The sequence below is a fragment of the Arthrobacter sp. MDT2-16 genome (assembly GCF_054510925.1).
Map to the genome: position 1 here is coordinate 1 of NZ_JBTNDP010000017.1, position 12,030 is coordinate 12,030.

The 12,030-nt window shown below is 62.0% G+C and carries 13 protein-coding genes; 6 read left to right on the forward strand and 7 right to left on the reverse strand.

Annotation, left to right across the window (positions count from 1 at the left end; all coding sequences use genetic code 11):
- Positions 1-276, forward strand: a 276-nt coding sequence (locus ACX80N_RS17565; protein ID WP_459340435.1) for a DUF3500 domain-containing protein, incomplete at its 5' end; no start/stop codon positions are given.
- Between the two features lie 445 nt (positions 277-721).
- On the opposite strand, the gene ACX80N_RS17570 is transcribed toward ACX80N_RS17565, so the two are convergent.
- Together ACX80N_RS17570 and ACX80N_RS17575 are read right to left on the reverse strand one after the other, a co-directional pair.
- Entirely contained in the window at positions 722-898 is a 177-nt protein-coding gene (locus tag ACX80N_RS17570) for an FCD domain-containing protein (protein WP_459340446.1), read from the reverse strand.
- A 318-nt stretch (positions 899-1,216) separates the two neighbouring features.
- Positions 1,217-1,909, reverse strand: a complete 693-nt coding sequence (locus ACX80N_RS17575) for a GntR family transcriptional regulator (protein WP_459340436.1) — start codon at positions 1,907-1,909, stop codon at positions 1,217-1,219.
- Positions 1,910-2,109: 200 nt separating this feature from the next.
- Between ACX80N_RS17575 and ACX80N_RS17580 the strand changes: the two genes are divergently transcribed.
- The 5 genes from ACX80N_RS17580 to ACX80N_RS17600 are packed head-to-tail and all read left to right on the forward strand — an operon-like array spanning position 2,110 to position 7,413.
- Complete coding sequence (locus ACX80N_RS17580) at positions 2,110-3,291, forward strand: 4-oxalomesaconate tautomerase (protein ID WP_459340447.1); 1,182 nt, start codon at positions 2,110-2,112, stop codon at positions 3,289-3,291.
- Positions 3,292-4,317: an amidohydrolase family protein gene (locus tag ACX80N_RS17585; protein WP_459340437.1), complete on the forward strand. Its 1,026-nt coding sequence runs from the start codon at positions 3,292-3,294 to the stop codon at positions 4,315-4,317. It begins immediately after the preceding gene.
- A 26-nt stretch (positions 4,318-4,343) separates the two neighbouring features.
- On the forward strand, positions 4,344-5,027 hold the full coding sequence (gene ligK, locus ACX80N_RS17590) for a 4-carboxy-4-hydroxy-2-oxoadipate aldolase/oxaloacetate decarboxylase (RefSeq protein ID WP_459340438.1): 684 nt from the start codon (positions 4,344-4,346) through the stop codon (positions 5,025-5,027).
- A gap of 31 nt (positions 5,028-5,058) precedes the next feature.
- Positions 5,059-5,979: an amidohydrolase family protein gene (locus ACX80N_RS17595; protein WP_459340439.1), complete on the forward strand. Its 921-nt coding sequence runs from the start codon at positions 5,059-5,061 to the stop codon at positions 5,977-5,979.
- A 30-nt stretch (positions 5,980-6,009) separates the two neighbouring features.
- Positions 6,010-7,413 (forward strand): MFS transporter, encoded by a 1,404-nt coding sequence (locus tag ACX80N_RS17600; protein WP_459340440.1) that lies wholly within the window; start codon positions 6,010-6,012, stop codon positions 7,411-7,413.
- A gap of 294 nt (positions 7,414-7,707) precedes the next feature.
- On the opposite strand, the gene ACX80N_RS17605 is transcribed toward ACX80N_RS17600, so the two are convergent.
- The 5 genes from ACX80N_RS17605 to ACX80N_RS17625 all read right to left on the reverse strand — a co-directional run bounded on the left by ACX80N_RS17605 (position 7,708) and on the right by ACX80N_RS17625 (position 11,873).
- Positions 7,708-8,139, reverse strand: a complete 432-nt coding sequence (locus ACX80N_RS17605; protein ID WP_459340441.1) for a hypothetical protein — start codon at positions 8,137-8,139, stop codon at positions 7,708-7,710.
- A 152-nt stretch (positions 8,140-8,291) separates the two neighbouring features.
- Positions 8,292-9,887 (reverse strand): carbohydrate-binding domain-containing protein, encoded by a 1,596-nt coding sequence (locus tag ACX80N_RS17610; RefSeq protein WP_459340442.1) that lies wholly within the window; start codon positions 9,885-9,887, stop codon positions 8,292-8,294.
- Positions 9,888-9,915: 28 nt separating this feature from the next.
- Positions 9,916-10,695: a polyphosphate polymerase domain-containing protein gene (locus tag ACX80N_RS17615; protein ID WP_459340443.1), complete on the reverse strand. Its 780-nt coding sequence runs from the start codon at positions 10,693-10,695 to the stop codon at positions 9,916-9,918.
- The gene (locus ACX80N_RS17620) at positions 10,692-11,456 is read right to left on the reverse strand and encodes a DUF4956 domain-containing protein (protein ID WP_459340444.1); all 765 of its coding nucleotides are present in this window, start codon (positions 11,454-11,456) and stop codon (positions 10,692-10,694) included. The genes ACX80N_RS17615 and ACX80N_RS17620 overlap by 4 nt, the downstream gene beginning before the upstream one ends.
- A 174-nt stretch (positions 11,457-11,630) precedes the next feature.
- Entirely contained in the window at positions 11,631-11,873 is a 243-nt protein-coding gene (locus ACX80N_RS17625; protein WP_459340445.1) for a hypothetical protein, read from the reverse strand.
- Positions 11,874-12,030 lie beyond the last annotated feature (157 nt).

Genomic DNA, 12,030 nt, shown 5'->3' on the forward strand with positions numbered 1-12,030 from the left:
GAGACGTACATCAACTGGTCCGGAGCAACGGTCTATGACATGACCCAGGGAAGCGGCATCTACTTCCAGATCTCCGGGCCGAACGTCTTCATCGAGTTCTCCAACCAGCAGGGATCAGCCGGCGCCGACGTGGCCGGTGTCATCACCGGTGGGTGGGGACACATCCACACCATCTACCGCGACCCCACAAATGACTACGCCGGCAGCGTCGTCCAAGAGGAGAGCGCTGGCCCAGGTGGGATGGAATTGCCAGGCGGAACACCTCCAAACGGATAACGGCTGAGCGACGAGCAGCACTCCTACCGGGCTTCGAGAGGGCCGGTAGGAGTGACTGGTCATTGGTGCCAGCCGAGTGTCTCTGACGGTAGTAATCACGAGATCTGACAACGTCACTGGTAACGCAGCTTTAGGAGTCAAACTTTCGGAACGGCAGTAACACTTCCGCCTTGGAGGCTACTAGGTCTGCTGTGCCGTTGCCGAGTTGCGGATGGCTTCAGCGATGCTTTCCATATGGCTTCCCATCTAGCCAGCCGCTCGATCGGCGTTTCGTGGGCACAGGCCTCGATGATTTCGACGTGTTCGGGTAGCGAGACTGCTGTCCGTGCAGGTTGCATTGCCAGGCGAAACTGGTGGCGGACCCTTTGCGCGCGGAGTCGCTCGATGTTGGAGGCAGCCGCCTACTGACCGCTGATCTCTACGATGCGGCGGCGTAGCCGTTTGTTCACTGACGAGTATTCTTGCAGCGCTCCTGCCTCGGCAGCCTTCGACATCTCAAGCCCAGGTGCTGGAGTTCCTCGATCTGCGCATCAGTGATGAGGGCTGTGGCCTTGCGGACGCAAAGGGCCTCGAGGGCTGCGCGGACCTCAATAATCTCGACTGCTTCCCGTATTGGATGCAGCCCGGACCTTGGACATCTGGCTCCTCACCGTCCTCGTCGCAATGGCCGGCATCACCCTGAGAATTGGTCACCATTGACGATGACGGCGATAACACTGGCCGCCAGCCCAGGGACAAGCAGCACCTTCCTAGGCTTGCGGCTGAGCGCGAACAGGTTGGGCCAATCAACGATCCCTGCAGCGGTCGGGCTCTTCGCGGCCAGCACGGGAGCCTCGGGCGTGTTCGGCGCAACAGCTGTAGCGCTGGCAGGGGTGTCGGTCGCGTCCGGGTTGACCAACCGCGCAGGCCCGGCATCACCGGACTGATACAGGCGTAGCCGCTATGTTTCCTGCAACTGTTCATCCCGGAGCAATGACTCCGATCGTGAAGGAGTAAGCCGCAATTCGTCGATTACGCTCGCGAGATGGACCCGTACCGCGCTCTCGGCTGCTATCGGGTCAGCACCAGCAACAGCATCGATCATAGCCAGGTGTTGCGGTAGGGACTTGCTCGGGCGCCCAGGGCGCATCGCTAGCCGGAATTGATACCGAACCATCTGACCATTGAGGCGTTCAAGCAAGCGCCCTGCAACCTTCTGGCCGCTGACTTTGATAATCAGCTCGTGCAGTTGGCGGTTCAACGCGGAGTAGGTGTTGAGCGCCCCTTCAGCAACAGCGTCCTTCATCTGCTCCCCGATTACACGCAGGGCAGCGCGCTGTTCCTCTGTAGCGACCTCCGCCGCGCGATAGGCACAGAGCGCCTCCAACGACACGCGGCACTCGGTAATCTGAATAGCTTCCTCAACCGATACGACCCGCACCCGAGCTCCCCGGCGAGGGACCAGCTCGACGAGGTCTTCCGCAGCTAGATCCTGAAGCGCTTCCCGCACGGAACTTCGCGTTGCTCCGAAATCCTCAGCCAACTCCTGCTCGATCAGTCTCTGGCCCGGCACCATATCTCCGGCCATCAGCGCCCGCCGGATGCCTAAAGCGACCGCACGCCTCCCACTTACACCGGTTAGCTGACCGCTCATCACTGCCCTCTACTTCGCTTTGTCCTCAAATTCATGCTGTCAGTGAATCCTAACGGTGCGAGAAATCGCCCCCGCAGGAGGCGCAGGTCACCTGACAATCTTGTCAACAATCTCGTCAACACTTAGGGTGGTGTGTGGCCCATCACAACGACGTCAGTGCCGAAAGGATCGCGATGACGACGCAAGCTCCAAACCGCGCAATGCTCACTCCCCAGCCGCGGCACGCCGGGAGTCAAGTTGCTATTCCGTGTTGGTTGATGCGGGGTGGTACTTCCAGGGGCCCGTTCTTCCGTGCTGCGGATATGCCGGTCGACAGTGCCACTCGGGACGCGGTTCTGTTGGCAGTCATGGGGTCCCCTGATCCGCGGCAGATCGACGGTCTGGGTGGGGCTCACTCGCTGACGAGCAAGGCCGGCATCGTAGGCCCAAGTGAGCGGGAGAGTGTCGATTTCGAGTTCCTGTTCGCTCAGTTGCAACCGGCTAGTGACATCGTCGATATCAGCCCGAACTGTGGGAACATGCTCGCAGCCGTTGTTCCCTTCGCCATCGAGTCCGGGTTACTTGCACCCGATGCCGACACGACGACCGCACGGGTGCTGACTCTCAACACAGGCATGGTCGCGGAGATCACCGTCCAGACTCCCTTGGGCCCCGCCGGGCGCTACGTGGACTACGACGGCGACACGAAAGTTGACGGAGTCCCGGGCACCGCAGCGGCGATTGCTATCAACTTCCTCGACACAGCTGGATCGGTGGCTTCGGGCCTGTTGCCGACGGGCAACGTCCGCGACCGCCTCGACGTCGATGGCATCGGCAGCATCGAGGTCACGTGTATTGACAACGGCATGCCTGTGGTAATTCTCCGCGCTGACGCGGTCGGGGTCACCGGTTACGAGGCACCCTCCGAGCTCAACTCGAACCAGGAGCTCAAGGGCGCGCTGGAGTCGCTGCGGCTTGCCAGCGGACACCTCATGGGCCTGGGCGATGTGACACAGAAGAACTACCCGAAGATGACCCTTGTCGCTGATCCCGTACAGGGTGGTTCGATCCATACCCGCAGCTTCATTCCGCATGTTTGCCATGAATCGATTGGCGTCCTGGCAGCAGTGACCGTCGCGACCGCCTGCATCATCGACGGAACCGTGGCCCGAGACATCACCCAGGTGAGCGATGGTCCTGGTGTCACCGTGTCAGTGGAACATCCCGCTGGTGAATTTAGTGTCGAGCTCGGCCTCGACGCAGCCGATCCGCAGCAGGTCACGAAATCCGCCCTCGTCCGGACCGCCCGCCTCATCATGGCCGGAGACGTCCTCATCCCGAGCCGCCACTGGAACCTCGACACCTCGGATGCAGCCTCCGCACTCGTTGGAAAGGACTCGTAAGTGATTATCGATATTCATGGGCACTACACGACAGCCCCAGCGGCCCTCGGCCAATGGCGTGACCGCCAGGTTGCCGGCCTGCAGGATCCTTCGCTGGCGCCGTCACGCGCTGACCTGCACATTTCCGACGAGGATCTGCGGGAAAGCATCGAGCAGAACCAACTGCGGCTGATGGACGAGCGCGGCATCGATATGACCGTCTTCTCGCCGCGCGCGTCCTTCATGGCGCACCACGTAGGAGACTTCAAGACCTCGGCCGAATGGGCCGCGATCTGCAACGAGCTGTGCTACCGCGTCGCCCAGCTCTACCCGGAGCGTTTCGTGCCAGCTGCGATGCTCCCCCAATCCCCCGGATCAGACCCGGCGACCTGCATCCCCGAACTCGTCCGCTGCGTCGAGGAATACGGCGCCGTCGCACTGAACCTCAACCCAGACCCCTCCGGCGGGCACTGGACCTCCCCACCCCTCACGGACCGGTCCTGGTACCCGATCTACGAGAAAATGGTCGAGTACGACATTCCGGCCATGGTGCACGTCAGCACCAGCATCAACCCCGCCTTCCACACCACCGGAGCCCACTACCTGAACGCGGATACCACCGCCTTCATGCAGCTCATCCAGGGCGACCTGTTCGCGGACTTCCCCACCCTGAAACTGGTCATCCCCCACGGCGGCGGTGCTGTCCCCTATCACTGGGGACGCTTCCGCGGACTGGCCATGGCGTTGAAAAAACCGGCTTTGGAGGAGCATGTCCTCGGCAACATCTTCTTCGACACCTGCGTCTATCACCAGCCAGGAATCGACCTGTTGCTGGACGTCATCCCCACCCGGAACATCCTTTTCGCCTCCGAAATGATTGGCGCTGTCCGCGACATCGACCCGTGCACGGGCCACAACTTCGACGACACGGCACGTTACATCGATTCCGCCGGCCTCGACGACGTGGATCGCGCAGCCATCCACGAACACAACGCGCGTACCGTCTACCCCCGCCTCAACGACCTGCTCAAGCAGCAGGGCCGCTGACCCCGACTCATAGGAGCGTTCTTCTCATGCAGGAACTCGGAGTAGTCCACCGCACCATCACCCGCGCCGCGAAGACCGACGTCGAAGCCTTATCCGCCTTTGGCGTGAGCACCATCCACGAAGCCATGGGCCGACTGGGTCTGATGCGCCCCTACATCCGGCCCGTATACCCGGGCGCAAAACTTTGCGGCACAGCCGTCACCGTTCTGCTCCAGCCGGGGGACAACTGGATGATGCACGTGGCAGCAGAGCAGATCCAGCCCGGAGACGTGCTGATCGCGGCCTGCACCACCGAAAGCGAGGACGGTTTCTTCGGGGACCTCCTCGCCACGTCCCTGCACTCCCGAGGCGCCGTCGGTCTCGTCATTGACGGCGGCTGCCGGGACGTGGCCACACTGCAGGAAATGGGCTTCCCGGTCTTCAGCCGCGCCATCAACTCCAAGGGAACCGTCAAGGCCACCCTCGGGTCCGTGAACATCCCCGTGATCTGTGCCAACGCCCTGGTCAATCCCGGTGACGTCATTATCGCCGATGTCGACGGGGTCGTCGTCGTGCCCGCCGCCCGGGCGGCGGAGGTCGCGGCAGCGGCACGCACCCGCGAGGACAACGAAGAAACCAAACGCGTCCGTTTCGCAGCCGGAGAGCTCGGCCTCGACATCTACTCGATGCGTGGACCGCTCGAAACCGCTGGCCTGCGCTACATCGACTAGAACCACACGGGCAAGGAGCAAAGGAGCACCAATGACTGAGCAGTTCACGAAAACCCCCGACTGGCTGGACTGGTATCTCAATCCCTCCAAGCCCCGGTTCACCCTCCCTGCGGGGACCGTTGACACGCACTGCCACGTGTTCGGTCCTGGTGCAGAATTTCCCTTCGCCCCAGAGCGGAAGTACACCCCGTGTGATGCCAGTAAGGAACAACTGTTCGCCCTGCGCGACCACCTGGGGATCAGCCGGAACGTCCTCGTGCAGGCGACCTGCCACGGCGCGGATAACAGTGCGGTGCTCGACGCGATATCAGCCTCCGAAGGTCGTGCCCGAGGGGTGGCTACCGTCCACCCAAGCATCTCCAACGATGAGCTCCTGCAACTGCATTACGCGGGTATTCGGGGTGTGCGCTTCAACTTCCTCAAACGACTGGTCAACACCGCGCCCAAGGACGAACTACGCACCATTGCCGAGAAAATCGCCCCTCTCGGATGGCACATCGTCATCTACTTTGAAGGCGCCGACCTCGAGGAGCTCGAGGGCTTCTTCGGATCCCTTCCCACGCCTCTGGTGGTGGACCACATGGGTCGCCCTGACACGACCCAGCCCGTTGATGGTCCCGAGTTCTCACGCTTCCTACGCTTCACCAACAGCAACGACGTGTGGGTGAAGGTCAGCTGTCCGGAGCGCCTCAGCATCACAGGACCACCGGCACTAGACGGCGAACAGCATCCCTACCGGGACGCTGTTCCCTTCGGGCGGCGGGTCATCGAGGAATTCCCCGACCGTGTGCTCTGGGGAACGGACTGGCCGCACCCAAACCTGAAGAACCACATGCCCGACGACGGACTCCTCGTCGACTACATCCCCCTCATAGCGCCCGATCCCGACCAGCAGCACAAGCTCCTCGTCGACAACCCCACCCGCCTCTACTGGCCCGGCGACGACGCCTGAGCCTTCCCTACAACCTGCAAAGGGCTCCCCATGCAGCAGCACAGTAATGCAGCCAACCGGCTCGACCGGCTTCCAATCTCCCGGTTCCACAAGCTCACCCTCGTCGCCGTTTCCTTCGCGTACTTCTTCGAATTCGCGGACATCAACAGCTTCGCCACCACCGCCCCGAAACTGATCGAACTGTGGGGCGTCACCATCAACCAGATCGCCTACGTGACATCGCTGTCCTTCGTCGGCATGTTCTTCGGATCCATTGCCGCCGGCTGGATCGCCGATCGGTGGGGAAGGAAGAATGCCCTCGCCATCACTACCCTCTGGTACTCGGTCTTCTCCTTTGCTGCTGTCTTCGCCTGGGACATCATCTCCCTCGGTGTCTTCCGGGTCCTCACCTCCGCAGGTCTCGCCGCCATGACTGTTGTCGCCGTCGTCTACATCAACGAAATCTTCCCTGCCGCCGTCCGCGGCAAGTACCAGGCGTACGCCATCGTCATCGGTATCTGCGGCACCCCGGTCACCAACCTCATCGCCGCCGGCGTCGTACCCCTCACTGACTGGTCCTGGCGCCTTGTCTACCTCTGGGGATCACTGGGTGTGCTCTTCATCTTCTTCTCGCGGCACCTAGCCGAATCCCCCCGCTGGTACGAAAGCAAGGGCCAGTACGACAAGGCCGAGGCGGTCCTGGCGAAAATTGAGGCCCGTGTCCTTGCGGAAAAGGGCGAATTGTCGACCCCTGCTGCACCCGTCATCACTGAGCCGCAGCCGAAGGCTCCCCTGAGCATCCTCCTGCAGAAGAAGTATCTAGGACCGACAATCCTCCTCACCATTCTCTGGGTGACGCAGACGATCGGGTTCTTCGGTTACTCGAGCTGGGCTCCCACCTTGCTGGCCCAAGAAGGGTTCAGCATCCAGAAATCACTGTTCTATGTCGCGCTCACAACCGTCGGTGCCCCGTTGGGTTCTTTCGTCGCCTCGCTCGTCACCGACCGTTTCGAACGCAAATGGTGCCTCGTCGTCTTCGGAACATTGATCGCCGTCTGCGGCCTTCTCTACGGACTGACGTTCAACCCGATCCTGATCGTCGTCTTCGGGTTCCTCGTCAACATGTTCGAACGCGGGTACACCGCCCTCGCCTACGCCTACTCCCCCGAAGTCTTCGACACCCGAGGACGATCACTCGGCACCGGTGTCTCCTACGGGTTGGGAAGGCTTTCCAACGCGGCCGGCCCACTCATCATCGCCTCGCTCTACAGCAACAGTGGTTACGAAAGCGTCTTCATCTTCATCGCCGGCACCTGGATGGTCGGCGCGGTAGCACTGGCAATCTTCGGACCCGCAACACGACGAGCCCGCCTCCTCCTCGCGGACGGCAGCAAGCCGACCGAAACAACAAGCCTGAAGTCGCAGCAAACACCGGCCTCGCCGAACATCTCCTAGAACACGACAACCAAGAACAGATACCCCGCCAGGCGACGGCCGCCTTGCGGGGTATCTGTTCGTCATCCCTTCTAGCTGTTCCTTCTATTCCGCTGAGTGCAGTTCCGCTGAGGTGCTTCCACTGAAACCATCTCAGCGGAACCGCACTCAAGTCGGGTCGCCTGCACAGACTCGCTATGACAGACGGTGAAAAGTGACGGCGGTTGCGAAGCGGCGGTTTCTCACGTTGACCGTCAGGGAACGCGAAACACCGAACAGATAGGCGGGCTTTGCGTATTGGTGGCGCTGCTTGATTCAAGTGATAGCAAGCTTGGCGACGGCGATGACTGCCGCCGCGATGGCAATGCCCACCCCAAGGAGGGCGATACGTGGTGAGCTGGTCTGGCCGCGCAAACGCTCAGCGAAAGCCCCGATCATGCCAATCCGCACGCAAATGAATAGCTGCGCGGCGAGTTGCGTCTGAGGCTCCAACCATCCTGCCCACGCTCCGATAGTCAGGAGCCCCAACGGCACGACAGCTGCAGTTACGATCGGAACCGAGCCCCGCATTGCGGTACCCGCCGTTATGAGTATCGAGTGTTGGTCGTGACCTACAAGCTCGCTCAGCAGGTCAGAGAACGCATGCGCTAGGAATGTGGAAAGGCATGCCGCAAGCACGATCAGTGCTCCTGCCGAACTGACGGCAGCACCCGGTACCAAGACCAGCATCGCTCCAAGAACAGTCATGTTTCCGTACACGTGAGCTGAGATGCGTGCAGCGACCTCGTCCCGGGATTGTGAACGGGTGCGGATCCACTCGAGCAGGTGTCCTCGAGGCATCATCGGTGTGGTTGGGTCAGCCGGATCAGTGCGGACAGCGAGGTCATCATTTGTCATGATTAGCGGCCGCCGGGACCCGCGGACTGGGCATACTCCCCGGCGATGACGGTGCCGAGTTCCTCCGCTCCTTCGAGCGTGCCCTCCGTGATGCCTTCGGACGCTGTGGTGGTGCCGCCGGAGTAGACGGTGTAGGTGTCTCCTTCGGTCAGGGCGTCCGAGGAGTAGATGAGCGAGGCCATGTCCTTGCTGGTGACGAAGGTGCCGACCACGGTGCCGTCCGAGGAGGCGATTTGAAGTGCTGTGCCGACGGGAACTGAGGATCCGAAGGTTATCTGGATGGCGGACTGGGTGGACGCTGTACCGGGTGTGACGACCATTCCGGCGCTTCCTGCAGCAGCGAGCGTCCCTCCATCGACGGTGAGTTCGCCGTTGACGTCCAGAGCACCGTTACCTTGCCCTGCCGGTCCATTGACGACGACGGTGCCGCCGGTGATGCTGGCGTCACCGTTGGAGTCCAGTCCGTCGCCTCCGGAGTCGATCGTGAGATTTCCTCCGGTCACAGTCACCGTGTAGTCGCCGGCTTCCATTCCGGCCATGCCTCCGCTGGTCGACGCTGAGGATCCACCCGAGGCGTTCACACCGTCGTCGCTCGAGGTCACGTCGACCGCGCCGCCGTTGATCATGATGTGTTGGGCTTCGAGGCCTTCAACGGAGTCGGTGACGTTCACCGTTCCGGCGTTCACCGTGAGGATCGTGGCGGCCTTCACCCCGTCATCGCCCGAGGAGACGGTGAGTTGCCCGCCGTAGACGCTGAACCAGCCGCGGTTCTCTTCGTCTTCGTTGGTGGATTTGATCCCGTCGCCGCCGGCGGTGACGTCGTAGATGCCTCCAAGCAGGGCGACGTAGTCCTTGCCTTCGATGCCGTCGTCGACCGCGTTGACGGTCACGTTTCCTGCGGCGAGGACGAGCCCGTCCTTTGAGGTGATGCCGTTGTTGGCGTTGCCGGTGACCGTGAGGGCGCCCGCGCCGGCGATGGTGAGGTCAGCCATGGAGTAGACCGTGGCATTGGGGGCGTCGGTCCCCGTGTCCGTATACGTGGTTGCGTCGGTGAGCGTGTTGGTGCTCCCGTCCTCGAGGTACACGAGGGCTTCGTTGGCGCTCGTGACGACGAAGGGCGATCCGGTGCTGCTGGTGGCATCAACGCCATCCAGGATGATGCGGACAACGTCCTCCTCCCCCGCGGCGACGACGATCTGACCGTCGCTCAGGCTCCCGGCGAGCCGGTAGGTTCCGGCGGTCGTGATGGTCACCGTATCGCCGTCGATCGTGACGGCGTCGCTGGTTGAGCTACTGGCTCCGTCGGCAAGACTTACCGTCACTTCCTCCGCTGCATCCCAGGTAAGGTCATCGTCGTCGTAGTGCGTGTCCTCCGTAATCGCTGTGGCGTCTGCTGCCACAACTGCTGTGGCGTCCGTCGTTTCGGGGGTTCCCTCGGTCGCCGACGTGGAGGTGCCGGTGGCTTCTGGAGTGGCGACCGTTGTTCCTTGGTTCGTCGTGGTCCCGGCACTACATCCGGCAAGTGAGATGGCCAGCGCCAGGGCGGCGACTGAGGTTTTGAGGGCTGTTTCACGGGCTGTGGTGGGAAAGAGTCGCATGGTGGTCCTTTGGTGGTCAGCGGAGAAGTCAGATGGAGAGCGGACGGAGCGGAAGGTTGACGGAGACGGTGCGGTGCCAGCGATTGGCAGGCAGTGTGGGGTCCAGCGCAGCCATACCAGTTGCGAATTTGGAGATGCGGCTGGGGCGGACGCCTTGTGCCCATAGGTGACGATCGAGAGCACTTGCGGTGCTGCCGGATTTCGTCTCGATGATGACGGCGCCGTCGAGCTCCTGAGCATTACTGCCGGGCTTCCGCCACGTGACTCCGAGGTCGATCGTCGCTCGACTGTGTGATTGAGGCAGGTAGAGGGTGATTCGGCGATACCGCGTTTCAATAACGGGCTTCAGGTCACCGGAAGGGATGGAGCCGATCGAGGAGGCGAGGGTGTCGTTAATGTAGGTGAGGCCCTCGGGCGTGATGCGGTGACTGTCGACGGAGTTGTAGGGGATGCGTTCCTTGACCGTGGCGGCGCGTGTCCCTTCGGTCTTCACCTCAAGGAAACTCATGGCACTGTCCACGTAGGTGCGGGTCCGGATCTTGTAGCGTCGGCGTCGGCCGCCTGCGGCGAGCAGGTAGCTGTTCAGGTCCGGGGTGTCGAAGTAGACGGAGTCGTAGGTGAAGGACCGGCGACCAAGCATCTCGAGAACGAGAACTTCAGCCTCGAAACTTTTGATAATGTGCGCAGCCAAGCGGGCACCGACCACATACTTACGATCCATTCTGGTCTGCAGAGAAGCCGCGGTATTGAGGTCCTCTAGGCTGACTGCCGGCCGCGCGTCCAGGTTCGCGAAGGTGGGGGCGCTCACAAAATCCTCGCGCCCTGCTGTGTGCTACCGGCATAGCCATCAATGCGGTGGTCGAACGGGTGATTCGGGGCCTGCAGTGAGGATGGGACAGCGGCTGGGTCGGTTGCTGGCACCGTTTCGGGCAGGTCGGTGTAATAGGTTGTGCCGGCCGAGCTGTCCGCGACGGGGACAGTGGTAGTGGTTCCCGTTTCCGGTACCAACTCCGCCCGTGTGGTGGGAGAGGACATTTCATATCGGACCTCAACCACGGTTCTGTCGTTGACGAGGTCGAGCTCGGACACTGTGGCGGAGTGAATCCTGGCATCGAGCACGTCGGCCAGCCGTGCGTAGAGTGCCGTCTCATTGCTGATAGCCCTATCCAGCACTACAACCTGGTGACGATAGGCCGGCAGCACCCGGGCGTGGTCACCGATGAGCATAACCGCGAGAATCAGGCCCATGAGCGCCAGCGGTAACCACAGCGGCTGGGCGCCAAGACCGGCGATCAAACCGAGGGCGAGGGCGGAAAAGTAGTAGGCAACTTCGTGCTGCGCGAGCTCGGTCGACCGGAGCCGGATGATCGAAAGAACACCGAAGAGACCCAGTCCCAACCCCACGCCGGCCGCTGATCCTGAGAGCGCTGTCGCGACCGCGAGGACACCAACATTCATGCCGAGGTAGGAGACGACGAGGTCACGGCGTCGGTGGCGGCGCAGATACAGCCCGAAAGTCAGGAAGGTGATTGCAAGGAGGTCTGCGCCGATGAGGATCAGGATATTCATGTGATGTTCTCCGAAGAATGGGGAAAGGTTCGCTCTCCCACGGTCCAAGCCGTTGCTGTGCCGGAACTGTGTCGGAGCCCAATCCCCCATATGAGCTCCCAGCAGGGCCTCACTGCGTAGTAGGCAGGGGGCCGGTGGCATTCGGGTGACTCACAGGCGCCACACAGGCCGGAGCTAAGCCAGGGAAAGGGTGGGGCCTTTGACTCTTCCTATGACCACTTCAACTCTTTCGCCATCACGCCGATTCTGGATGCGCTTCGCATCCTCGGTTACTGCCCTCACCCTGGCCGGTTCCCTGGCGGCCTGCAGCACATCCGCTGCCCCTTCATCCACCAGCACTGACACCGCAACGACGACTTCGTCCTCCGCGACCGCATCCTCGACAGCTGAGGCTTCTGCTTCAGCGAGCACCTCCACTGAAGCTGTGGCGACGACCGGTAGCGCGGTAACGACCGCGGAGACAATCACGAGCACTGCGGCCGCAGCAGAAGCATTCTTCGCCACCCTGACCGCTGAACAGCAGGAGCAGGTGCTGTATGCCTACGACGACGCGACGAAGACCACCTCCTGGTCC